We start from the raw sequence: 22,651 nt of genomic DNA on the forward strand, positions 1-22,651 counted from the left end.
GGGATATATGGTGAGCCAAATTGCATTATTAGCCGGAGACGGCATTGGTATCGAAATTATGGCAGAGGCGGAAAAGCTGTTGCGTGCATTGGACATTAAGGGATTAAGCCTTATCCATGCTGATTGCGGCGGCACAGCATATCATAAACATGGACACCCCTTGCCCAAGGCGACATTGGATATCGCAAAAAATAGCGACGCCATATTATTTGGTGCGGTGGGCGATCCGTCATGCGACAATCTTGACCGTCATTTGCGTCCTGAACAAGCTGTTTTGGGGTTGCGATCGGAATTGGGCCTGTTTGCCAATTTGCGTCCCGCGAAAATGATGTCGGGGATGGAGGGTAGCTCCTCTCTACGCGCCAATATTTCCCAAAATATTGATATGTTGATTGTCCGTGAATTAAATGGCGATGTTTATTTTGGTGAAAAGGGAATGCGCCAAACCGATACGGGTCTGCGTCAGGGATATGACATTATGTCATATGATGAAGATGAGGTGAGGCGTATCGCCCATGTGGGTTTTAAGGCGGCGCAAGGACGTCAGGGTAAATTATGTTCGGTTGATAAGGCCAATGTGCTGGAAACATCACAATTATGGCGTGATGTGGTGATAGAGGTTGCGGCGGAATATCCCGATGTCGAATTGTCGCACATGTATGTCGATAATGCGGCGATGCAAATGGTAAAGGCGCCGGGGCAATTTGATGTTATACTGACCGGAAATTTATTTGGTGATATTTTGTCCGATTTGGCCAGCATGTGTGTCGGTTCAATTGGGCTGCTTGCCTCTGCATCCCTATCACAGGGGCGTTTGGGTTTATATGAACCCATTCATGGCAGTGCGCCGGATATTGCGGGGCAACAAATTGCCAATCCATTGGCGATGATTTTGTCGACAGCGATGATGTTTCGCCATAGTTTAGACAATGAAGAAATAGCCGCAAAAATTGAACAGGCGGTGGCAAAAACATTGGCGGATAATATTTTGGGACGCGATTTGGGCGGTTTGGCCAGCACCAGTGAAATTGGAGATGCGGTAATTGCCCGTCTTTGACATCGCCCATTATGACGAAATATATGATGATTAAGGTTTTAAGATAATGAAGCAAAAAACAGGACAAGACCGCAATATTACCGCCAATTGGCATCCCGATACTCAGGCAATTCGCGCAGGAACGATGCGCAGTGAATTTGGCGAGACATCAGAGGCGTTATTTTTAACATCAGGATATTGTTATGACAAAGCAGGGGATGCCGCCGCGCGCTTTGCCGGAGAGCAAGAGGGCATGACCTATAGCCGTCTGCAAAATCCTACGGTGCAAATGTTGGAAGAACGGATTGCGTTGATGGACGGGGCAGAGGCGTGCCGCGCCACCGCATCAGGCATGGCGGCGATGAGCACCGCGCTGCTTTGTCAGTTACAGGCGGGTGATCATGTGGTGGCCAGCCGTTCATTATTTGGTTCATGCCGCTGGTTAATTGATAATCTATTGCCCAAATTTGGCATTGAAACGACCGTCATAAATGGCTTGGAATTGGAAAATTGGGAGGCGGCGAGCAAGCCAAATACCAAAATATATTTTTTCGAAACGCCGGCAAACCCCACAATGGAGGTTTTCGACATTCGTAAAATTTGTGCGCTTGCCAAATCAAAGGGTATAACCAGCGTGGTGGATAATGCCTTTGCCACGGCCTCTTTACAACGGCCTATAGAGTTGGGCGCGGATGTTGTTGCATATAGTGCAACAAAAATGATGGACGGGCAGGGCCGCGTCCTTGCCGGTGCGGTTTGCGGCAGCGAAGAATATATCAATGAAATATTATTGCCATTCCACCGCAATACTGGCCCGACCATATCGCCATTTAACGCATGGGTCGTGTTAAAGGGGTTGGAAACATTGTCCCTGCGCATTAACCGCCAATCGGATAATGCATATGAAGTGGCAAAATTTTTGCAAAGCCGTGTCGAACAAGTCATGTATCCAGGATTGCAAAGCGATATCGGCCATGAATTGGCGATGAGCCAGATGGACAAAGCAGGCCCAATTTTTTCTTTCAAAGTGGGTGGGGGACGCGCGCGGGCACATGCCATTTTGGATGCTTTGGAATTGGTGGATATTAGCAATAATATTGGCGATAGCCGTTCTTTAATGACCCATCCATGCAGCACTACACATAGCGGCATGAGCGAAGAAGCGCGAAATGAAGTGGGCATAACAGAGGATATGATCCGCATAAATGTTGGGTTGGAGCATGCGGGGGATTTAATCGCCGATCTTGATCAGGCATTGCATAAAGCAGGAATTGCATGAGTAATTTTGGGGTCTTTTTCAAATATTGGGCGGAAAGTGATGGCATCATCATAAGAGCAGCGCCAAATTTCCTGCCTGCCCAATCAAAGATTGAGCAAGGGCGGTGGTTTTGGTCCTATCATATCCGTATTGAAAATAGCTCTGACCAAAATGTGCAATTATTGACCCGCCATTGGATAATCACCGATGGCCGTGCTAATGTAACCAATGTCGATGGCGAGGGTGTGGTTGGTGAGCAGCCCGTTATTAAACCGGGCGGTGCGCATGATTATGTCTCTGGCTGTCCCTTGGCAACACCTACGGGGTCAATGCAGGGCCAATTTAGGATGCGGCGCGAAGATGGCAGTTATTTTTTGGCGCAAATCCCAAAATTCAACCTTATTGCGCCTGCATCTGCGAAATAAGGGGATGGTGAGATGAAACGGACATTATTACCTTTAAATGCGCTTCGTGTTTTTGATGCTGCTGCGCGGCATTTATCCTTTACCAAGGCGGCAGAGGAACTTGCCGTAACTCCGGCAGCTGTGGGACAGCAAATTCGCGCATTAGAAGATTTATTAGGCGTTATATTGTTTAAGCGGGCGACCAAGGGGTTGGAGCTTACCGATGAGGCTATATCGGGGCTTGATGCGCTGCGCAGTGGTTTTTTAATGTTCGAGGAGTCTGTGCGTGCGATACAGGCAAAGCAATCATCAAATCATATTGCCATTTCCGCCACCCATGAAGTGACCGCCAAATGGTTAGCGCCAAAATTGGCTCAATATCAAGGTGAATTCGGCGACATTATTTTCCATTTGGTGACGCATGAAGACGCGCCGGATTTTACCGAGGCAAATATTGATATTGCCATTCATTTGGCGGCAGAAATTCATGAATATGAACATGTGAAGATTGCTCCATGTGATTTTGTAAAAATTACTGGTAAAAATTCAACCAATAACCAATTTATCTGTTGGACAGGCTCTCCTCTATCTAAAGATAGTACGGCATTATCATTTTGTAATGCAGGACTTGCCATAGATGCGGTTAAAAATGGCTTGGGCTATGCCATTGTCCCCACCATGCTGGCACAGCATGATGTAGATTTGGGCAATGTGCAAATTTTGGAAGAAATGAAAAATGATGCGTTGAATTTTTGGATTGCTGCGCCCTTGCCGCAATGGCGGCAGAAAAAGGTTCAAAAAATCATCGAAATTCTTAACCGATGAACAATAGCGACAAAGCCGAAACAGGCGTAAATCTGCAAATATTAATCCATGGAGAATTGGTGTTGCGGGGATTGCGTGCCGATGATGCCGAGGCGTTATTTCCAATTTTTAATGATGAAGAAGTGATGCAATATTGGTCAAGTGGGCCGCATCAAAATATTGATGAAACGCGAGATTATGTGGCGGAAAATTTATCTGGAAGTCGGTGGCGCACATGGGTGATAACCATGGGCGACGATATTGCCATTGGTTGGGTGGTGTTGGTGCATGATATGCCCAATGTGAATAGCATTGGTTATATATTGTCCCGAAAATATTGGGGCAGGGGAATCGTATCAAGGGCCGTAAAAATGGTGATTGACCATGGGTTTGACAAATTAAATTTACGGCGTATCTGGGCCGATACCGACCCCGATAATGCTGCGTCCAACCATTTACTCAGTAAATTAGGTTTTAAAAAAGAGGGGCATTTACGCGCCCAATGGGAAACTCATATCGGCATAAGGGATAGTTATATTTGGGGTTTAATCCAAGAGGATCGTTAAGGAATATTTGCCCTTATTTTTCAGCCAATAATGCCACATGGTTTAACAATCTGAACATTAATGCTGAAAATTTACTGTCCTCAACCTCTTTTTCACTGTCATTCCAACTGCCAGATACGACAAACCATTTGCCAGAATTGCTTTGTAAAAGATAATTTTGGGAAATAACGCCTGGCTCACTGCCGCCCTTATATCCTACAAATTGCCATTTTTCGCTATCGCCAGCGGACATTCCCGGGTTAATGGCCATAATATCATCAACAATATCATCACCATTAAGCCGCAAATGTTCCATCAAACGGACAATGTCATTTGCCGAGGCAAACCATTCAATTTTATCAATAAATAATGGTCCGCCAGTTATTTCTATAGCCTTAAATTTATCAAGGGTAAGTGCGTCATCATTATCATTTAATATTTGACGCTGCTTCATTTCATTGGCCGCTAGATATTCGCCGCGCAATTTTTCATTGCTGCTCATCTTTAATCCAAATGCCTCTACCGTTGATAAAAAGGGCAACATTATTTCAGGATTACTATGGCCGATTTTCAATACCCGTTTTTCAACCTGTTCCCGCCCCAATAGGTGCAGCAAGCTATCCGTCGCGCCATTATCGCTAAGCGATATCATCCAACTGGCCAAAGTATGCAGGGTGACCGGCGCATTTTTTGGCCAATTTTCGGTTGCTGTGGATGAGAAAGATGGATGATTGATGGTCGCAATATCGGACCATTTACGCTTTCCTTCTTTCACTTGGGCCGCAAGTTCGGCCAAAATATACAGCTTAAATGTTGAACCAATGGCAAATTGGTCATCGGCATTAAAGCTTAAAATATCTCTGTATTGGTCGCCATGCCCATCCAATAATGTCACCTTATAACTATATTGGCCCGAAAGATTGGAAAAATCCTCCTTTATTTTATCAATATTATCACCCTTTGTGGCGACATCTTTAATTAACAGGCCGATAATTTTATCCCCATTTTTTGGGTCGATTATCATTTCAACATTGGCAATAGCATTTTCAAATTCCAAATTGACCAGCGCCTGTTGAGGGTTTTGTTTGCTGGCAATATAGCTTGATTGTGGGGCGCCATATTGCGCGATTAACTGTTCAGACAAAATTTTAATTTGTGCCACTGAAATGGCATTTAAAAATGATTGGGCGAAATAATCCTTTGCCTCAACTTTGCCATTTATCACTTCGGATAATTGCGCCGCGCGTAATTCCAGGCCGCTTTCTTGGGGGGCAATTATTTCCGCTCCGTCAATCTGCGGTGACATGGCATGGGCGGCGGGATGAAAGGCGGCACTGCTTAATAATGTTCCTAAAATAGCGAACTTAAAGCTTTGATTAAGCATCGATTGTCTCCCCGTCCAATAATCCAGCATTTTGTTGAATAAAGGCAAAGCGTTCTTCGGGTTTTTTGCCCATTAAACGGTCAACCAAATCACGCACAGCGGCCTGATCCTCATATTGAGGGGGCAGGGTAATGCGAATTAAGGAACGTGTCGCCGGATCCATTGTTGTTTCTTTTAATTGAGACGGGTTCATCTCACCCAGACCCTTAAAACGGCCCACTTCAACCTTTTTCCCCTTAAAGACTGTCGCCTCTAATTCGGCGCGATGCTCATCGTCAATGGCATATTCGCTTTTGCTGCCGCTGGTTAAACGGTAAAGCGGTGGCCGCGCCAAATATAAATGGCCCGCCTTTACTATTGGACCCATTTCTTGAAAGAAAAAAGTCATCAATAATGTCGCAATATGCGCGCCATCAACATCGGCATCGGTCATGATGATGATGCGGCTATATCGCAAATTATCGGGGTTGCAATCCTTGCGCAGGCCGCAGCCAAGGGCAAGCGACAGGTCGGCAATTTCCTGATTTGCATTTATTTTTGTGCTATTGGCGGAGGCAACATTTAATATTTTACCGCGTATCGGCAAAATGGCCTGCGTTTTTCGGTCGCGTGCTTGCTTGGCAGATCCGCCCGCGCTGTCGCCCTCTACGATAAATAATTCGGTATCCTCAACCCCATCGCCATTGCTGCAATCGGTTAGCTTACCCGGCAGGCGCAATTTACGCGCCGATGTTGCTGTTTTACGTTTAATTTCCCGCTCTGCCTTGCGCTTTAAACGTTCATCCACTTTATCCATGATAAAGCTGAGCAGCGCCTTGCCCCGTTCAATATTTCCGGAAAGAAAATGGTCAAAATGGTCGCGGACCGCATTTTCAACCAATTTTGTGGCATTGGCGGAGGTAAGGCGGTCTTTCGTTTGGCTTTGAAATTGTGGGTCGCGGATAAAAACAGAAAGCATCATTTCACAGCCATTGAAAATATCATCTGCCGTAATTTGATTGGTTTTTTTATTTCCCACCAGCTCACCAAAGCTGCGGAAAGCCTTGGTCAAGGCAAGGCGAAGACCCTGTTCATGCGTGCCGCCTGCGGGGGTGGGGATGGTGTTACAATACCAACTATAACTGCCATCGGACCATAATGGCCATGAAATTGCCCATTCAACACGCCCTTCTGAATCGGGGAAATCTTGCATGCCAGAGAAAAATTCGGCGGTGGCGCATTCACGGCCTGCCAATTGTTCTTTAAGATGATCTGACAAACCGCCCGGAAATTGGAAAACGGCCTCTTGCGGGATGTTTTCATCCGACAGGCGAGGGTCGCATTTCCACCTTATTTCCACGCCAGCATATAAATATGCCTTTGACCGTGCCAGTTTGAACAGACGCGCTGCCTTAAACTTTGCATCCGCGCCAAATATTTCTGGATCAGGTTGAAATGTGATGGAGGTGCCGCGACGATTCGCGGTGCTGCCTATTTTTTCAAGATTACCTATGGCATGGCCGCGTTCAAATCTTTGTTTGAAAACCTCTTTATTTCGTGCAACCTCAACCTCCGTATAGGTGGAAAGCGCATTGACAACGGACACGCCCACACCATGAAGGCCGCCAGAAGTTGCATAGGCCTTATCGGTAAATTTACCACCGGAATGCAGCGTGGTTAAAATAACCTCTAACGCCGATTTTCCAGGAAATTTGGGATGTGGATCAACCGGAATACCTCGGCCATTGTCAGAAATGGTCAAAATATTGTCTAAACCCAAATATACTTCAATTCGGTTGGCATGGCCCGCAACGGCTTCGTCCATGCTATTGTCCAACACTTCGGAAGCCAAATGATGCAGTGCGCGTTCATCCGTGCCGCCAATATACATGCCGGGCCGACGGCGAACAGGTTCTAACCCCTCCAAAACCTCAATGGATGAAGCATCATAATTATTACTGGCGGTAGAAGCGGCATTGCCGCCAAAAAGATCATCACTCATAACTATCTGTATAAGGCGTGCAAAGTTAACGATGCAAGCCTTAGTGACGGATTAGCAATAAATATCCACAGCAAATTTGATTTTACCGCCAATTATGACTTTTAACGGACGCGCGGGCCGCCAAATGGCATGGGCGGAGGCGCACGGCGAACACCGCGCGGCAATTGCGCCTGATACGCACGACCGCAATGTTCCACGCAATAAGGGAAGCCGGGGTTCACCGCTTCGCCACAGAAATGAAAATCCGCCTCGCCAGGATGGCCCATTGGCCAACGACAAATGCGTTCATTCAAATCAAGCAAGGTGGTTTTGCCAGCAATTTCCGGGCTGGGCTTTGCAGGGACCAATCGGCGCGGCGGCGCAGGTGGAATCGGCGCTTGTTGATCGCCGGGCCCCTGACGTAAAAAACCGCCAGGCCCAATAGACACCATTTGCGGCAAGGATGATTTTTTTTGCTCAACTGCCGTCGCGTCATTTGATGTAGCTGCAGGTTGCGGGGCCGATATAGGCGCGGCAGCCCGAACAGCTTTTACCACTTTTTCGGGTTTTGCATCGGGTTTTAACACAGGCTTTTTGGCCTTTTTCGCTGCCGCTTTTGCGCCGCGCACGGGCGAAGGACGTGATTTAAGGCCCAATCGGTGCGCCTTACCGATGACGGCATTGCGGCTCACCCCGCCAAGTTCCTCAGCGATTTGACTGGCGGTTAAGCCCTTTTCCCATAAATTTGTTAATTGGGTAATGCGTTCGTCGGTCCAGGCCATATTTGCTCCAAATAAGGAAATCTAATCTATTGTTTTTGAAATTGCAGCTTGCAGCAATGCAAACAAGCCGATAGTCGAAACATCATAAGCAATCTAGTTCTATTTAATAAATTTATTGGGCAATTTCAACCTATGCTTGAATCAAGAAAAATTATCGGCGTAAATTGGCTGGGACTTTATACTTTATATATGAAGGAAGTGCGCCGATTTATGAAGGTGCAATTGCAAACCATTTGGGGTCCCGCCATCACCACCATGTTGTTTTTAATCATTTTTACTGTTGCCCTTGGTCGCGGCGGGTATCAGGTTCTGGAAACACCCTTTGCCAATTTTCTTGCCCCCGGCCTTATCATCATGGGGATGTTGCAAAATTCATTCGCCAATAGCAGCTTTTCATTATTGGTCGGAAAAATCCAAGGAACGATTATTGATTATTTAATGCCGCCTTTGTCCAATTTTGAATTATTGGCCGCAATGGTGGGTGCAGCGGTGACGCGGGCAGCCTTTGTTGGCGGCGCGGTTTGGATTGTCATGCTGTTATGGCCCAATGTTTCGGTTAATGTCGCACATCCTCTGGCGGTGCTTTATTTTGGAATTATGGGTTCGGTTTTTGTCGGCAGCATTGGGGTGATGACATCCATTTGGGCAGAAAAATTTGACCATGCAGCGGCAGTGACCAATTTTGTTATCGCGCCACTGGCTTTATTATCCGGAACATTTTACTCGGTTGATAAATTATCGCCGACTTTTCAGGCGGTAAGCCATGCCAACCCATTTTTCTATATTATATCGGGTTTTCGATATGGATTTATTGGCAAGGCAGATTCCAATATTTATTTGGGCGGCGCGGTGATTGGCGGGTTAAGTATTATCACGCTTTCCATATGCTATGCGCTGCTTCGTAAAGGGTGGAAGATTAAAAATTAAAATTGCGCTTGGCAGAGGGCGCATCTTAATATAGTGGCGCATCATATATTGCATAGGTGCATATTTTATGCGCCATTTGATATGAAAATATCTGCGGAGAGGTGCCAGAGTGGTCGAATGGGGCGGTCTCGAAAACCGTTGTGGATGCAAATCCACCCAGGGTTCGAATCCCTGTCTCTCCGCCAGATAACGGTTTTCCGCCATTCCTCACAATTCAAAATATCCTCTTTAAGCCTAGGAAAATAAGGCTTTTCTGTTTCTCATTGTTTCTTGCAATATCTGGGCAGCCTGATTAAAGTGTGGGGATAAATGTGGGGATAAATTAAATGGGCCTTTTAACAGTTTCAGCAATTAAGGCGGCAAAAGGTCCATGCCGTTTATATGATGGGGATGGCCTATATTTGCTGGTTAGCAAAACAGGGGCGAAAAGCTGGCTTGTTCGCGTTCAAAAAAATAAGAGGCGGCGCGATATAGGTTTGGGCAGTGCGTCCAAGGTGTCTCTTAAAGAGGCAAGGAAAAGGGCTGCTGATGTTCGTTCGCAAATTGAGTGCGGGCTTGACCCAATTTTGGAACGCAAAAAGGCGGGCGGCATACCAACATTTAGAGCGGCGGCGGCAAGTGTCCATGCAGAACAAAAGGGGGCATGGCGCAATGGTAAGCATAACCAACAATGGATTCGGACATTAGAAACTTATTGTTTCCCTTATTTCGGGGATATTTCCGTGGCAGAAATAACCGCGCCTATTGTTCGTGATGCATTGATTGCAATTTGGTTAGATAAGCCTGAAACAGCGCGGCGCGTTAGGCAAAGAATAGTTTCCGTTTTGGATTGGGCAGTGGGCAAGGGTTATCGTGATGCACCGCTTGCAATGGCGGGGATAAACAAAAGCCTTCCCAAGCAACGTGAGGCCGTGAAGCATCATGAGGCCATGCCTTATCAAGAAGTTCCGGCATTTATGGTAAAATTGCGCGAGAGCATGTCTATGGGGCGGCTGGCTCTTGAATTTGCGATATTGACGGCGGCGCGTTCTGGAGAGGTGCGCGGCGCAACATGGGATGAAATTGACCTTTACAAGAAACTTTGGACAATTCCGGCCGGACGTATGAAAATGAAGCGTGAACATGTTATTCCGCTTTGTGATGGGGCGGTGCATGTTTTGCAACAGGCCGCCAAATTTAGGCTCAATAGTTCTAATTTTGTCTTTGTGGGGCAATCAAAGGGCAAGGCCATATCCGATATGACAATGCGCAAAATATTGCGCGATATGGGTTTGAAATATGTCCCGCATGGTTTCCGTTCCAGTTTCAAAGACTGGGCAGCCGATACCACCGAATATTCCAATGAATTATCCGAGATGGCGCTTGCCCATGCCATAAAGGGCAAGAGTGAGGCCGCATATAGGCGGGGAAGTATGCTCGATAAAAGGCGGAATTTAATGGATGATTGGGAAGGGTTTTGTGATGGATGATTCTGCTTATTATGGAAAAGAATTCGTTTTTAACTATTTGGATATTTTTCATATGCATGATTATAATTTAGATGAGTTTGTTAGCCCCAATGAAGTTTTAGACAGGTTAAAGCAAGTTTATCCAGATAAAAATCCAGTTGGCATGCTGATATATTTTGCCTACAAATTACTATTAACTGGGGTAACCGGAATGGTATATTTCAGATGTTCAACGCGAGACAATGAGCTCGAGTGCGAAGATTATGAAGAATTTAATAGTTGGTTACATGACGCTGCATTTTTCAATGGTTTCCAAGGTAGGTATAACGGTCCTTTTATTGTTTGCCAATCTTTTTGGAATCTTGCTCATGCAAAGAGTTTTGGGGATTGGGTAGCGGGTATAGGTAGTTCTGATGAATGGGTAACGTCTAATTGGAAAACGGGGATTTTCGGACTTGCGACTAAAAATAGTGGATGTCTCTATAAAGACTTACCTATTACAGGTGACTTAACATTATACGGTATAAAGTTTCTTCGGAGTGATTTGGATTTGATTGCGCCAATGCAGGCTGAGCCGCCAAAGCAGAAAGTTATCGAAAAAGCCTCACGGGCAACCAAATATGATTGGGAGGCGGCTTTTGCATATGTGGTGGCAGCATTTCACCATGATATAGGTGATTTCGAGCCTGAAAAGCTTGGAGCAAATAAAGAGATGGTGGATTTGCTTAGACACTCATTCATAGTAAATAATTTAGATGTTCCAGAAGATGCTGCATTAAAAGCTAAAGCAAAGATAATATTGGGTAACATAAATAGTTATAAAAGGCCCAAATAATGCATATTTTGGCCATTCCCCTAAATTAAAACTAGTAAATAGTTTGGCTAATTAACGTCTTAATTAGCCAAATTAGCCAAAGTAGCCGACATTCAAAGTGGCCTTTGTTATTTCTCCTTGTGCAGTGAGATACCCGCCAATTCTGGCGGAAAGGCTGCACGGAGTTAAAAAATGCATAAAGAATTGTTAACCGTTTCAGAGTTTCTTGAAATATATTCAATTTCAAGAACAGAATTTTATAGGCAGGTTAAAGCGGGGCATATCCGCTTAACCAAAATGGGCAATGCCAGCCGCGTGACAAAAGCGGATGCTGATGCATGGTTGGCGGCGCTTCCCACAATTGCGCATAAGCAAATGGGAGAGGCGGCATGAGAGGCAATAACCCAATAAAAAACCCCAAGGACGGTGCAACGTCCAAGGGGCAATGCGCAAATGTTGAGACAAAAGCGGCAAAAGGAGCATATCTTAAAACATGTTCCGGCCGCAAGCGAAAAGCAATATGGTTTTTATTGCCTAGTGGGCGGGCGTTATTAGTGGGGCAAAATGCGCGAACCCTATCAGCCTTGATAAATTCGGGGAAAGCAGGCGTTACCGCTCTTGAATTGTCATCATGGGCATTTCGCCTTGGCTCTTATATCCATACGCTACGCTCACAATATGGGCTTGATATTATCACTATCAAAGAAACGCATAATGAATTGGGGGACTGGCATGCCCGCTATGTTTTGAATTGTGATGTTCAAATATTGGAGATGGCATAATGTCTGATAATTGTCATATCCTATGGGAGCAACGCCATAATAAATCATTGTTGCGTTTTTCGGTTCGCAAATATCATGGCAGATGGTTTGCGGAGCTTCGTTCCTTTTATGAAACGCCTGATGGGTGGCAGCATAGCCCAAAGGGCTGCACAATGCCTATAAGCGGCATAGAGGGGCTGGGCGCGGCATTGATGGCCTATGCCAAGGATAGTGAGCTTATCGGCCCTGAAAATGGCCTTAAATAAGCTGGGGCTTTAATGTGAGAGGGGCGGCTTTATTTGGCCGTCCCTTTTATTTTAAGCCTTAATCTTGAAACTGACGAAAAAACAGAATTTGGGGCGATATTCAAAATAAAGGGGCTTTATATCATCCCCTGCAAAGCCGCAAAAAACCTAGTTTTCATAAAAAATATTCATCCATAGGGAAAAGTTGGCATGGTTTGTGCTATTGTAGATAATAATATTAGTTGTCCGGCGGGTTTTAATAAGAGGCAGGGGAATAAGTGGGGCGGGGCGCGGAATGATAAGGGCAGGGTGTCAAAGATATTGAACGAATATCATGTTGAAACAATTTTGGGCGCGGCGTTATTTTCAAAATATTTGGGGCTGGAATTAAACCGCTCAATCACAATTCATTTTGGCAAATTGGGAATTGATGACTGCAAGGCTGGGAAAGTCTTAACGGCATGGCTTAAATCATTGGGGGACTATATTTCCAAAAATGGAAAAATTTTGACTTGCGTTTGGGTTCGGGAGAATGGCCAATATGTTGATGATAAGGGCATAGTTAAGGGCAGCCATGTTCATATATTAGCGCATATCCCTAATGAATGTTTGCAAGGTGTGAAGCAAAGGCAAGGCAAATGGCTATCAAAGGCGGCTGGGGCTAGGCTGACGGCCGGAACGATATTTGGGCGCAAAGTGAAGGGTGCAAGCTCTCATAATGGCTTAGAGGGGCTATATGAGGCTAATTCCGGCAATGTGATTCGATATATTATCAAGGGCGTTGATAGTGGGCTTGCTGCAAAAATGGGGCTGGTAAAGGTAAAGGATGGCGGGCGGGTTATTGGTAAGCGTTGCGGCACAACACAAAATATAGGGCGCAAGGCATGGCAAAGGGCTGGCTGGGATATGGATTTTTTGAAGGCCGTAAAAGCGGAAAGTTAAAAGCAATTTCGCGGATACGCGCGAGAGGCTGCAAAAACAAAATGTGGGGATAAATGTGGGTATAATATTTTTTTGATAAAATTATTTAATATATAACAATAATATATTCAAAAGGTTTGGCAGACTGTCTCTCCGCCAGATGCCATAATCAACGACGAAACGCCTGCCGGATTGCCTCACTGCGAGAATTAACCTCAAGCTTACGATAAATTGCCTTCACATGGGTGCCGACAGTATGAGGCGAAATGTTTAACGCCTGGGCAGCTTCCTTATAGCTCTTGCCCTCGGCAAAGCTACGCAACAACTCGGTCTCTCGCTGCGTAAGCCGGCTGTCCGCCTCCCCTATGGCTTGCGCTTGCGATGCGGGAGCAGGCGCGCGCAGCAAATCGAGCAAATAAACCGCGGCTGCAGGGCTGACCGGTGCGCCGCCATCCATTGTTATGGCGATACCATCAAGGATTTGCTGGGGTGAGCTGTCCTTTAGCAAATAGCCATCTGCACCAGCAGACAGCGCCTTCACCACCGTTTCGCGGTCTCCAAAAGAGCTGATAATCAGCACTTTGGCGGCGCATTTTGCCTTAATTTCAGGGACTAGATCATATCCATTGCCATCGGGCAGGCCGATATCCATTAAAAAAAGATCGGGTTTTAAGTCAATCAGCCCGCGCCCCGTGGCCAAATCTGGCGCAATTGCGATAATATCATATCCCTCTGCTACGCCCATAATCTGCATAAAATAACGGCGCACAGCCGGTTCATCTTCGATGATTGCAATTTGAACAGGAGCAGAAGGCGAAATTTTAGTCATGTTGAATATCCACCCGGTTCATCTGTCCTGTCCCATGGTATGACGGGAGCAACTTTATGGGATATGCGCATCATGCGGGCCGAGGCAAAGAAATGGTCACGCGCGTTCCTTTACCCAATATTGAATATATTGCATATTCGGCGCCAACTGCGCGCGCACGATCACGCATATTGCTCAAACCCCGACCTACACCGCCGCCCGCATCACCGCTAGCTGTGTTATCACTGTCAACTCCGCCAACAACGCCGCAGCCATTATCATTGACCATTATGATAATAGCAGCATCCGCATTGGTTGATATTTCGACCATGATGTCGCTGCCCCCTGAATGTTTTATTGCGTTGGTTACTGCTTCCTGCAAAATACGAAAAATCTGCAAAACATCACGCGGGCCCATATTGGGGGCGTTAATCGCAGCTGGTTGCTGCCATTGAAAATTGAAACCAGCTGCCACGATGCGCGGCTCTATTCTGGCACGAAATGTGGCAAATGCTGCCTCAAGAGAGTCCCCAACTGAATCCATCGAATCAACCATTAACCGCATTTCATCAATGACGCCCTGCAATCCTTCGGCAATCTTTGGCGGATCCGCCTCGCCCATACGCGCGCTTAACATCATCGTCATCAACTGGCTGCCCAAACCATCGTGCAAATCGCGCATAATCCGGCGGCGTTCCTCATCATGTGCTTGTTCACGAACCAATGCTTGTTCACGCAATGCAGCCTCGGCCAGTTCTGCCTCACGCAGGGTTACTTTCTCTTGTAACATCATATTCAATGCCCCTTGTGATTGGAACAATCTAAAATTGCGGAAAAGAAAGGTTGCGTTCATCGCCAATAATAAAAAGACTGCGGAATTCCCAACATTATCTTCCAATAATTCAAGTTCGGGAAACCAATTTAACGCTGCATCCATCATCAATGCAGCTGCGATTACAGTCATTAATGCGCTTTCCAACAGACGGTCCTCCGCACTGGTCGCAAAATGCCAGATAAGCCGTACGGCCACCGCCACCGCCGATATGCCCAAATGCCAAATCCAAATCATCACCGGAATATCAAAGCCATTTGGCATTGGCACAAAATAAATATAATATGCGATTACCACCATCACGCACATATAGATTGCCATGGTTATAGGCTGTAGCCATCGAACGGGCCGTCCCGTCCAACTGTCAATAAAGCATAGCATTGCTGCGGGAATAAGATGAGAGATTGCGAAAAATACCAGCATCCGCCCCCAACCGTCAAATGGCGGATCAAGCCATAAATAATATCCCGCATTGGCCACAAAGCCTAAACAGAAAAGGCTAAGCCATGCAGCAAATCGCCAATCATCTGAACGAAACATCATTATTATCGCAATTAAACCCAGCAAGCTAAGCAATCCGCCAGTAAGAAGGTAAAAGTCCGAAGCAAGAAATAATCTGCGTGCGACATAATGTTCCAAAACAGAATATTCGGCTATTTTTGGTTCAAACACATCTGTATAGGGAAAACCGTCGCGTAATGTGATGAAGGTTAATTTGTTTGCGCCGGTCTTTAACAAACCAGAAGGCATGTGGGAAAGTGTGCGGACCTGTCCATGGAAACTGCCATTGCCAGGCTCCATTCGTCCGCGAACGATAATTGGTGACCCATTTAGTGCAAGCATGAAATTATCCGCCTGCATATTTGGGTAAATTCCCAATCCATCCGCCGGTACTTGGTCAATATTGAAGGTCATTTGTACCGCGAATAACGCCGTGTCACAGCAATATGTCCATGGTAATGTTACGGGTGAATAACGCGCACCTGCTGCCTCGGCAAAGCTAGGCGTGGTCAGCCGTGCGACTGCGACATCGCTTACATCCACAAGGGCCGGTTCTTTACTTGGCGCGCCGCGAAAAATGGGACGGTCGATGGCCAGCCAATAAATTGCCTGCACCAAAATCACAACAACCAACATCTTGGCCAGCTGCGCCCAATTTAATCTTCCGAATCTGTTTATGACACACACCCCTGCTATATTTGGACAATGTAGCAGCGCAATTTATTTGTAAATAGAAGTAAATAGAAAAATAAACGGAAAGCGGGCTTTATATAATGACCGAAATTTGTCGTTGAATATTTGCCTGTAACGATGCGCTCCTCTGCCTTACCCCATCCCATGATATGGGAGACATATTATATGGGATATTACTGCGCGGCATCAGGGCCTAATCCAATTGTGACATGATAATAATGTAGCAGGAGATTGTCCCATGACAGATAATGAAAGCAGAAACCGCCTAATCATTGCGGGCGCATTATCGCTCGCCAACATCGCTTTGGTAACAAGCCTTGTTGGGGCAAGTGTTGCTATGTCTGGCCAAAGCTATGCCCAAGGGCAGAATAGCGCTGCTATTGAAAAACCAAATCGCGCAGTTGCTTGTCCATCGGGATGGCGGCACCCAAATGGAAATACAAAACTGTGTGAACCCATGGGAAGCAGCTCGCCAAAAATATATGCCAAAAAGGCCGAGGCTACCTGCGCGGGGGGATATTTCAAGGTTTATCGCGTGTGGTGTTCAACTAGGAAATAATATTTTGGCGCCCGTATCAAGGGATGCCTTTTCTATACATTTTAAAAAGGAAAATAATTTATGCGTTCACTTTCAACCATGACCTTGCTGGGTGTAGCCGGTTTTGTGCTTTCCTCCGCCAGTTCTCTGGTAACTGCCCCATCGGCTGAGGCACAGGGACGCACAACGGGGCGTCTGGAACTGCCAAGGGAAAAAGGTCTTTGCCCTTATAGATGGAACCGTGAGACTGACACTTTTTGTGTGCCATCTTTGGCCGCCAATCCAACGCCAGCGGTTTATGTCCGGCAAAACAAGAGTATTCCGTGTCAACAGGGCTATTTTGTCGATACAGATAACGATCTGGTGTGCACCTCATATGACAGGATGACCGCGCGTTCGGCCGACATATCCGGCGGCATCGCCAGGGCCGGCATCCTGAACCGCTGTCCCACCGGCTGGCGCGCATCGACCAATAACAAGCAATGCTTCACAGAAATCAAAAACGCGCCTATTCCGCGCTTGAACAACGGCAAGCCGTGTGCGCCGGGTGAGTTGAACGATTGGGGCATCTGGTGCACATCAAATTACGAGCACCTGTCTTATGCTGAAGTTGACCTCGCTGCGACCAGAGACTTCAACGATATCTACGCCAACGCCATGAACGATGGGCTGGATTACAACTCGATTCCGTCAGGTTTGTCTCCCGCTGCCAGGGCATTCTTCAAGGGTGCAAACAAGTCTTCGGGTGCATCCGCCGCTGGATCACAAGCATCAACAGAAACAACACAGGCGAATAGTTGCAAGACTGATACCGAAACTGCCTCTGCCGTTGGCGGTGCAGTGGGCGGCGCGGTGGCTGGGTCAAAAGGTGCTGAGATAGGGTCAACGCTCGGCAAATTGGGCGGGCTAGGTAAGAAGAAGAAAAAGAAGAAAGACGGCTGTTAAGCCTGAAACTACTGCCCGCATGTTCACGATGGCGAAAGGCGGGCAGTGCCACCTTGTTAATTAAGGAAAATATTATGAAATATCCTATTTCAATATTTGCTATATTTGCGTCATTGATGATGGCATCAGCACCGCTGTGTGCCCAAGCTAAAATAGAAACGCTCACTTTTTCCAAACCTGCAAAAGACAGTATTGTGAACGAGCCGGTGGAATTTATCCATCTGGGCTTTGATGCACCGGTTGATCTAGTGACATTGGAAATTATCAACCCCGATGGAACGGTAATGATGGTTTACGACGCCATTAACGAACCGTTTCAGCTGGGCACATATGCGCGATTTTCGATTAACGTACCAGAGCCTTTAATCAAAAACGGTGAATATCTTGCCAAATGGAATATTTCCAAAACCTTGTCTAATAAGAAAAAAAAGAAAAACTATGGTGAGGTAAAATTTAAGATTATATTGCCAGATACAGATGTTGTTAAAGAGGCGGAAACTCAAAATTAATTTACACTGCATAAAATCATCCACCAAATTCACCATGGGACTGCATATTTCAGACACTCAATCGCAACCTATGGTGCACAAAAGAAAGTTTTATCGATGAGAAAGCTCCTTACAATTTCCATATTAACGGCATTCACCTGTTCAAGCGCATTTGCACAGCCCCGCTACACCATGGGCAACGATCCGGTCACGCTAACAGCATCTGAAACCGATCCGTGCAGCTATGGCGTGATTGCCCAATTACCGCCCGAGAGCGCGATTGATGTTTATCCAGGCCCAAGCACTGATTTAGAACCTATTGGCCAACTTGCTGAGGCGCACCCCGTTTGGATTTGCGAGACCAGCAATGACTCAGAGATGGTCGGCATTGTCTATTCGGCTTTCGCAGGCAATGACTCTGAACCTGCTGAGGACTGCGGCGTATCTTCGCCTGTAGCAGAAGATATTGATTATTTGGAACCATGCGAATCTGGCTGGATAATGGCTGAAGATGTCGAACTACTCGCCGGTTGATGAGAGTCATTTTATTTTAATATTATAATCTCTTCATATGTTTTTAATTATGCTTTGGATGGAAACTCCAATATTCGCCTTAAACTATTATATATCATCTGACCTCATTAAATATATGCCATAACTATATTATTTCGATTTCGGTCTTTTCCTCCACCACATTTTGATGCCCGAAATGGATATGGTGATAAGGGCAAGGGCGGTGAAAAGGCCGATAAGTTGGTTTATCCATCCAAATAATTGCCCCTCATGCCATGCGATGCCATAGTTGATGATTTTGTCGGCAATATGTTTGTCGGCAAAACTGCTTTCTTTTACAATCGCGCCGCTATTTTTATCATATAAAATGGTGCGGTTAAGAGTTCGGTTTTGTGCTTCGCTGCTTAATTTCCAAACATCACCATTGGGCGGCCCAAAACGGGCGGGGGCATGGGGAGGTTGGATGATGGCGGGGAAGGGCATATTTTCCTTACTCGCCAAAATGACAATGTCGTTCAGCCCCTTTTTCGGGGGCAGATCTCTTATTTTCTTTGCCTCTGCCTGTGCTTTTAACATCGCGTCATGATCATGGCCGCCATGCGCGTCCACATGCATATCGACATTTTCTTTAATGCCGCCTCCCGACCAATTTTGCGGCTTTGCGTCAACCCAACCCATTTGGGCGCGTATATATTTTATGCCAGCGCCGACATTGTCCGTCCATGGCAGCCCGCTAAATAATAAAATGAGCGCAAGACCAGCGACCCAAAATCCGGTGACAGCGTGCAGGTCACGCCAGAAAATCCTGACCCCATTTTTCAACCTTGGCCATAAAATTCCCGCATAATGTTGATGACGGCCTGCGGTGCGCGGCCACCATAAATATATGCCAGATAATATCATCATAATCGCGAAAATGGCTGCAATTTCAACCAATATAGAGCCGAATTTACCCAATAATAATGAACCATGAATGCGCGCGACTGTGGCGCTTATCCTTTTTTCCGGATCATGGCTGGCAATAATGTCACCTGCGGGCGATACATAAATATCCCGCATCCCGCCATTATGGGGCAGGGCGACATGGACCATTGCGGCATCCCCTTTATTTTCTGGCAATCGGTATGAATGGAATTGCGCATCGGGATATTGTTTCATAACGACAGATAGTTGCGCCTCTGCCGAGACGCTATTTTCGGTGTTAAGCCCCCTCATATCGCGCTCCTCCCACCTGTCCAATTGTGGTTTGAACAAATAGATTGAACCTGTAAGCGATAATAAAATGATAAACGGGATAAGGAATAATCCCGCCCACATATGAAGCCGCCAGATGAAACGATATGAAGAGGCATTAGTCATTTTATTTTCCTATCGTTTAAAAACGTGCGCGAAAACCGCCAAAAATGGCGCGTTGTTCGGTTGGTTGATAGATAATGGAGGCGGCAGTTGCCGTGATGACCGCGCTTATATCGCCAATCGCTTTTTTCTTGTTCAAATTGCGGGCATCGAAAAATAAATCGATATTTGGCAATATGTTAAAACCAGCGGTCATGCCCAAAATGGCATAGCTGGGCACTTTTACTGCATTATTATAATCAGCAAATGCCCCCACGGGCACCCATTCAATATTTGGCGCAATATGGGCCTTTTCATTGCCCAACCTTATCTCCGCACGATAGACATGTCGCGGGATAACGGGCAGGCGGTTATCCCCATATTGGGCATCATTTTTGAACTTAAAATCATTATATTGATATATTTGACGCAGGCGCAGCCAATTTGTCGGCTCTATGGTTAGCGCAGCTTCAATGCCCATATGACGGGTTTTGCCAGCATTAAATGTCGATGCGGGTATATCTGTGCCAATGGTGAATTGTAATATCTCTCCCTTAATATCGGCCTGATATGCGGTAATGTCCCATGTGAACGCGCCCATGCTTCCTCTGCTGCCAATTTCTTTGGTCCATGCGGTTTGCGCCTTAATCGGCACAAATTGGCTAATCTGGGCCAGCTCGATAAATCCAGGGAATTCTGCAGATTTGCTATAATTTGCGTAAAATGAAATATTGGGGTTTATTTGATATAAAATGCCAAATTTGGGTGAAAACTCATTAAAGTCTGCCTTTGCGAAGACATTTCTTTCTCCGCCGGCAAAGCTATTATAATTTTCCTGTTGCTGACGTGTGCCGGTGGCAAAAATGCCGCCAGTTATAAAATTAAGCTTTTCGGATGGGGAATATCTTATCTCACCATATATATTGGCGGTTTTTGCCTTTTGGTCAGCCTGAAAAGTCGGCGTGCTGCGTTCGCCATCTATATTGATAAATCTTTTGGAATTAACTTCTCCAAATCTTGCTTCACCACCTAATGTAATTTCAAAGGGGCCATTTTCATGGTCCAGTCGAAAAAAGGCGCCGCGATCAAATGATTCCTGGTCAATAACTTGGTAAATGGGGTGGAATAGGGATTTACTGTTTAAAAACAGCCCGACATCCAATTTTGTTGATCCAAAATCTATGCTGGTGCGGTTTTGCAGTCTTATACTATCTATATCACGTGCCTGGTTGCCGGTAAAATTCCCTTTTTTGGGGGATGTTAGAGCATCATTATAATTTAACGCGCCGGGCAATTGTTGATTGATATTGTTAAAACTTACGTAAAACCTGCTTTTAATATTGGATGAGATATTAAGCCCAACATTGCCGTGGAAACGCAGGCTATCTCTTTTGGCATGATCGCGATCGCCGTCGGCGCTGTCCTTGCTAATCGCGGCCCAAATGTCGCCATTCTCATTGCTTGTACCAAAAGAGGCCAGCCCTCTATAGCTATTAAAACTGCCAATATCGCCGCGTAAATAAAGTCCCTCGGCGCTTTGCCCAGTGGGGGTTACACCATTTATTGCACCGCCCAAAGTGCCAGAACCAAAACGCAGCGCATTTGCTCCTCTATATACTTCTAAATGGTCGAAAAATATCGGCTCTAACTCCTGAAAATCGCCATTATCGTCCGCCAAATTTATAGGAACACCATCTTGCAATAGGGTCAGGCCGCGCATGTGAAATCCGCGGCTAAGGCCTGATCCTCTTATAGATATGCGTACTTCCTGACCATAGCGCGGCTGTAAATATATCCCTGGAGAAAAGGATAAGGCATCGCGTAAAGAGGTAAGGGATTTGTCGGCATAGTCATCATGTCCGACAATATCGGTGCCGCCAGCAACCTTATTTGCGCGCATTTCTGCTTCATTTAATGGGGTATTACCGGTTACAATGATTGTATTGCCTTCATCAATGCCTTCATAATTTTCGGCTTCAAATGCATAGGTGATGGAAGAATAGGATAATAGGGCGCAGGCAATTGCCGCGCGGGAGATTGATTGTTTTTTCATAAAAATATACCTGTATTTCATCGCGCAAAATCATTCATTCGGCGATGCTTCGTTTAAATTGCTAAAATAACTTAGCCGTGACGAGATTCAGGTAATAAGAGGTGGGCCGCGAAGGGGTGGGCGCTGATAATGGCGCCAAAAATTGGGCGCGGTGGTGCGTAGCAACAATCCGCCAAGCAAAATAAAGGCAAAGGCAAAGGCAAATATGATAGGATCAATTTTACCTATAAATGGCTGTGCAGAGGCCGCTGCAGGGCAGGGTTTTGATATTTCATCTTTATTTTGATGTTTATCACCCCCATTTTCCATGGGAATGTCAATAACCTGCTGCGCCATCCCAATGCCTGTGCATATTTGCACAGTAATGGATTTTTCCGTCGGGGCCAGCATATAGCCATTTGGAATAATGATTTTCATTACTAAAATTGCCGACAATAAGAGCATGAGTGACCATTTTTGGTCAAAAATATGTTGCCGGACAAAATGCATAAAATTCCGCTAATCCGCGCTATGTGAAAAATCAACAAAAAATATTGCTTATGCGGGAGTTTTATTAAGCTTAATCAGTCGTATAAAATTTGTACGATTTTGAAACAAAGCGAAAATAATTGTTTTTTTATAAAAAAATATGTTAAGAAAAGATTAACGGGAGGGGT

At 45.8% G+C, this 22,651-nt stretch carries 24 protein-coding genes and 1 tRNA gene; 17 read left to right on the forward strand and 8 right to left on the reverse strand.

Annotated elements, in window-relative coordinates:
• The first annotated feature begins 7 nt into the window (after positions 1–7).
• Genes leuB through LPB140_RS06900 form a run of 5 tightly spaced genes read left to right on the forward strand, consistent with a single transcriptional unit; the run spans position 8 to position 4,068 of the window.
• The gene (gene leuB, locus LPB140_RS06880) at positions 8–1,057 is read left to right on the forward strand and encodes a 3-isopropylmalate dehydrogenase (protein WP_072560616.1); all 1,050 of its coding nucleotides are present in this window, start codon (positions 8–10) and stop codon (positions 1,055–1,057) included.
• 46 nt (positions 1,058–1,103) lie between these two features.
• Positions 1,104–2,315: a trans-sulfuration enzyme family protein gene (locus LPB140_RS06885; RefSeq protein WP_072559196.1), complete on the forward strand. Its 1,212-nt coding sequence runs from the start codon at positions 1,104–1,106 to the stop codon at positions 2,313–2,315.
• Positions 2,312–2,719: a Co2+/Mg2+ efflux facilitator ApaG/CorD gene (gene apaG / locus LPB140_RS06890; protein ID WP_072559197.1), complete on the forward strand. Its 408-nt coding sequence runs from the start codon at positions 2,312–2,314 to the stop codon at positions 2,717–2,719. The genes LPB140_RS06885 and apaG overlap by 4 nt, the downstream gene beginning before the upstream one ends.
• A 12-nt stretch (positions 2,720–2,731) precedes the next feature.
• Positions 2,732–3,523, forward strand: coding sequence for a LysR family transcriptional regulator (locus LPB140_RS06895; RefSeq protein ID WP_072559198.1), 792 nt, complete (start codon positions 2,732–2,734; stop codon positions 3,521–3,523).
• Positions 3,520–4,068 carry a GNAT family N-acetyltransferase gene (locus tag LPB140_RS06900; protein ID WP_072559199.1) on the forward strand — a complete coding sequence of 183 codons (549 nt, stop codon included), beginning with the start codon at positions 3,520–3,522 and terminating at the stop codon, positions 4,066–4,068. Before LPB140_RS06895 ends, LPB140_RS06900 begins: the two co-directional genes overlap by 4 nt.
• A 13-nt stretch (positions 4,069–4,081) precedes the next feature.
• Here the strand turns inward: LPB140_RS06900 and LPB140_RS06905 are convergent, their stop codons facing one another.
• The 3 genes from LPB140_RS06905 to LPB140_RS06915 all read right to left on the reverse strand — a co-directional run bounded on the left by LPB140_RS06905 (position 4,082) and on the right by LPB140_RS06915 (position 8,173).
• Positions 4,082–5,431 carry a serine hydrolase gene (locus LPB140_RS06905; protein WP_072559200.1) on the reverse strand — a complete coding sequence of 450 codons (1,350 nt, stop codon included), beginning with the start codon at positions 5,429–5,431 and terminating at the stop codon, positions 4,082–4,084.
• Positions 5,424–7,412 (reverse strand): DNA topoisomerase IV subunit B, encoded by a 1,989-nt coding sequence (gene parE / locus LPB140_RS06910; RefSeq protein ID WP_072559201.1) that lies wholly within the window; start codon positions 7,410–7,412, stop codon positions 5,424–5,426. Before parE ends, LPB140_RS06905 begins: the two co-directional genes overlap by 8 nt.
• A gap of 101 nt (positions 7,413–7,513) precedes the next feature.
• Positions 7,514–8,173, reverse strand: a complete 660-nt coding sequence (locus LPB140_RS06915) for a GcrA family cell cycle regulator (RefSeq protein ID WP_072559202.1) — start codon at positions 8,171–8,173, stop codon at positions 7,514–7,516.
• 132 nt (positions 8,174–8,305) lie between these two features.
• On the opposite strand from LPB140_RS06915, the gene LPB140_RS06920 reads away from it, so the two are divergent.
• The 8 genes from LPB140_RS06920 to LPB140_RS06955 all read left to right on the forward strand — a co-directional run bounded on the left by LPB140_RS06920 (position 8,306) and on the right by LPB140_RS06955 (position 13,310).
• Entirely contained in the window at positions 8,306–9,100 is a 795-nt protein-coding gene (locus LPB140_RS06920) for an ABC transporter permease (protein WP_072559203.1), read from the forward strand.
• Positions 9,101–9,195: 95 nt separating this feature from the next.
• Positions 9,196–9,285 (forward strand) — tRNA-Ser (locus tag LPB140_RS06925).
• A 141-nt stretch (positions 9,286–9,426) separates the two neighbouring features.
• Positions 9,427–10,569: a tyrosine-type recombinase/integrase gene (locus LPB140_RS06930; protein WP_072559204.1), complete on the forward strand. Its 1,143-nt coding sequence runs from the start codon at positions 9,427–9,429 to the stop codon at positions 10,567–10,569.
• Complete coding sequence (locus LPB140_RS06935) at positions 10,562–11,383, forward strand: hypothetical protein (RefSeq protein WP_198024083.1); 822 nt, start codon at positions 10,562–10,564, stop codon at positions 11,381–11,383. Before LPB140_RS06930 ends, LPB140_RS06935 begins: the two co-directional genes overlap by 8 nt.
• A 171-nt stretch (positions 11,384–11,554) precedes the next feature.
• A complete protein-coding gene (locus tag LPB140_RS06940; RefSeq protein WP_072559206.1) occupies positions 11,555–11,755 on the forward strand; it encodes an excisionase family DNA-binding protein in 201 nt (66 codons plus the stop codon).
• Between the two features lie 161 nt (positions 11,756–11,916).
• On the forward strand, positions 11,917–12,144 hold the full coding sequence (locus tag LPB140_RS12340) for a winged helix domain-containing protein (protein ID WP_156874158.1): 228 nt from the start codon (positions 11,917–11,919) through the stop codon (positions 12,142–12,144).
• A complete protein-coding gene (locus LPB140_RS06950) occupies positions 12,144–12,389 on the forward strand; it encodes a PC4/YdbC family ssDNA-binding protein (protein WP_072559208.1) in 246 nt (81 codons plus the stop codon). The genes LPB140_RS12340 and LPB140_RS06950 overlap by 1 nt, the downstream gene beginning before the upstream one ends.
• A 300-nt stretch (positions 12,390–12,689) precedes the next feature.
• Positions 12,690–13,310 (forward strand): hypothetical protein, encoded by a 621-nt coding sequence (locus tag LPB140_RS06955; RefSeq protein ID WP_156874159.1) that lies wholly within the window; start codon positions 12,690–12,692, stop codon positions 13,308–13,310.
• Positions 13,311–13,458: 148 nt separating this feature from the next.
• On the opposite strand, the gene LPB140_RS06960 is transcribed toward LPB140_RS06955, so the two are convergent.
• Complete coding sequence (locus LPB140_RS06960; protein WP_072559210.1) at positions 13,459–14,118, reverse strand: response regulator; 660 nt, start codon at positions 14,116–14,118, stop codon at positions 13,459–13,461.
• 70 nt (positions 14,119–14,188) lie between these two features.
• Positions 14,189–16,066, reverse strand: coding sequence for a sensor histidine kinase (locus LPB140_RS06965; protein ID WP_072559211.1), 1,878 nt, complete (start codon positions 16,064–16,066; stop codon positions 14,189–14,191).
• A gap of 295 nt (positions 16,067–16,361) precedes the next feature.
• Here LPB140_RS06965 and LPB140_RS06970 point away from each other — a divergent pair, with 295 nt between their 5' ends.
• The 4 genes from LPB140_RS06970 (at position 16,362) to LPB140_RS06985 (ending at position 18,628) form a co-directional block, all read left to right on the forward strand.
• Positions 16,362–16,682, forward strand: coding sequence for a hypothetical protein (locus tag LPB140_RS06970; RefSeq protein ID WP_072559212.1), 321 nt, complete (start codon positions 16,362–16,364; stop codon positions 16,680–16,682).
• A gap of 60 nt (positions 16,683–16,742) precedes the next feature.
• Positions 16,743–17,606 carry a hypothetical protein gene (locus tag LPB140_RS06975; protein ID WP_156874160.1) on the forward strand — a complete coding sequence of 288 codons (864 nt, stop codon included), beginning with the start codon at positions 16,743–16,745 and terminating at the stop codon, positions 17,604–17,606.
• Between the two features lie 74 nt (positions 17,607–17,680).
• Positions 17,681–18,115, forward strand: coding sequence for a copper resistance protein CopC (locus LPB140_RS06980; RefSeq protein ID WP_072559214.1), 435 nt, complete (start codon positions 17,681–17,683; stop codon positions 18,113–18,115).
• Between the two features lie 96 nt (positions 18,116–18,211).
• On the forward strand, positions 18,212–18,628 hold the full coding sequence (locus LPB140_RS06985; protein ID WP_156874161.1) for a hypothetical protein: 417 nt from the start codon (positions 18,212–18,214) through the stop codon (positions 18,626–18,628).
• Between the two features lie 129 nt (positions 18,629–18,757).
• On the opposite strand, the gene LPB140_RS06990 is transcribed toward LPB140_RS06985, so the two are convergent.
• The 3 genes from LPB140_RS06990 to LPB140_RS07000 form a co-directional block, all read right to left on the reverse strand.
• Positions 18,758–19,966, reverse strand: coding sequence for a PepSY-associated TM helix domain-containing protein (locus tag LPB140_RS06990; RefSeq protein ID WP_083550134.1), 1,209 nt, complete (start codon positions 19,964–19,966; stop codon positions 18,758–18,760).
• 16 nt (positions 19,967–19,982) lie between these two features.
• Positions 19,983–21,995: a TonB-dependent receptor family protein gene (locus LPB140_RS06995; protein WP_072559217.1), complete on the reverse strand. Its 2,013-nt coding sequence runs from the start codon at positions 21,993–21,995 to the stop codon at positions 19,983–19,985.
• 87 nt (positions 21,996–22,082) lie between these two features.
• Positions 22,083–22,412, reverse strand: a complete 330-nt coding sequence (locus LPB140_RS07000; protein WP_072560618.1) for a hypothetical protein — start codon at positions 22,410–22,412, stop codon at positions 22,083–22,085.
• Positions 22,413–22,651: the final 239 nt, after the last annotated feature.

The sequence above is a fragment of the Sphingorhabdus lutea genome (assembly GCF_001889025.1).
GTDB classification, from domain to species: Bacteria; Pseudomonadota; Alphaproteobacteria; order Sphingomonadales; family Sphingomonadaceae; genus Sphingorhabdus_B; species Sphingorhabdus_B lutea.

Bases quoted from the DNA above. Each gene is read 5' to 3' on its own strand.
- leuB (WP_072560616.1), top strand. From the start codon at position 8: ATGGTGAGCCAAATTGCATTATTAGCCGGAGACGGCATTGGTATCGAA.
- LPB140_RS06885 (WP_072559196.1), top strand. From the start codon at position 1,104: ATGAAGCAAAAAACAGGACAAGACCGCAATATTACCGCCAATTGGCAT.
- apaG (WP_072559197.1), top strand. From the start codon at position 2,312: ATGAGTAATTTTGGGGTCTTTTTCAAATATTGGGCGGAAAGTGATGGC.
- LPB140_RS06895 (WP_072559198.1), top strand. From the start codon at position 2,732: ATGAAACGGACATTATTACCTTTAAATGCGCTTCGTGTTTTTGATGCT.
- LPB140_RS06900 (WP_072559199.1), top strand. From the start codon at position 3,520: ATGAACAATAGCGACAAAGCCGAAACAGGCGTAAATCTGCAAATATTA.
- LPB140_RS06905 (WP_072559200.1), bottom strand. From the start codon at position 5,431: ATGCTTAATCAAAGCTTTAAGTTCGCTATTTTAGGAACATTATTAAGC.
- parE (WP_072559201.1), bottom strand. From the start codon at position 7,412: ATGAGTGATGATCTTTTTGGCGGCAATGCCGCTTCTACCGCCAGTAAT.
- LPB140_RS06915 (WP_072559202.1), bottom strand. From the start codon at position 8,173: ATGGCCTGGACCGACGAACGCATTACCCAATTAACAAATTTATGGGAA.
- LPB140_RS06920 (WP_072559203.1), top strand. From the start codon at position 8,306: ATGCTTGAATCAAGAAAAATTATCGGCGTAAATTGGCTGGGACTTTAT.
- LPB140_RS06930 (WP_072559204.1), top strand. From the start codon at position 9,427: ATGGGCCTTTTAACAGTTTCAGCAATTAAGGCGGCAAAAGGTCCATGC.
- LPB140_RS06935 (WP_198024083.1), top strand. From the start codon at position 10,562: ATGGATGATTCTGCTTATTATGGAAAAGAATTCGTTTTTAACTATTTG.
- LPB140_RS06940 (WP_072559206.1), top strand. From the start codon at position 11,555: ATGCATAAAGAATTGTTAACCGTTTCAGAGTTTCTTGAAATATATTCA.
- LPB140_RS06950 (WP_072559208.1), top strand. From the start codon at position 12,144: ATGTCTGATAATTGTCATATCCTATGGGAGCAACGCCATAATAAATCA.
- LPB140_RS06960 (WP_072559210.1), bottom strand. From the start codon at position 14,118: ATGACTAAAATTTCGCCTTCTGCTCCTGTTCAAATTGCAATCATCGAA.
- LPB140_RS06965 (WP_072559211.1), bottom strand. From the start codon at position 16,066: ATGTTGGTTGTTGTGATTTTGGTGCAGGCAATTTATTGGCTGGCCATC.
- LPB140_RS06970 (WP_072559212.1), top strand. From the start codon at position 16,362: ATGACAGATAATGAAAGCAGAAACCGCCTAATCATTGCGGGCGCATTA.
- LPB140_RS06975 (WP_156874160.1), top strand. From the start codon at position 16,743: ATGCGTTCACTTTCAACCATGACCTTGCTGGGTGTAGCCGGTTTTGTG.
- LPB140_RS06980 (WP_072559214.1), top strand. From the start codon at position 17,681: ATGAAATATCCTATTTCAATATTTGCTATATTTGCGTCATTGATGATG.
- LPB140_RS06985 (WP_156874161.1), top strand. From the start codon at position 18,212: ATGAGAAAGCTCCTTACAATTTCCATATTAACGGCATTCACCTGTTCA.
- LPB140_RS06990 (WP_083550134.1), bottom strand. From the start codon at position 19,966: ATGACTAATGCCTCTTCATATCGTTTCATCTGGCGGCTTCATATGTGG.
- LPB140_RS06995 (WP_072559217.1), bottom strand. From the start codon at position 21,995: ATGAAAAAACAATCAATCTCCCGCGCGGCAATTGCCTGCGCCCTATTA.
- LPB140_RS07000 (WP_072560618.1), bottom strand. From the start codon at position 22,412: ATGAAAATCATTATTCCAAATGGCTATATGCTGGCCCCGACGGAAAAA.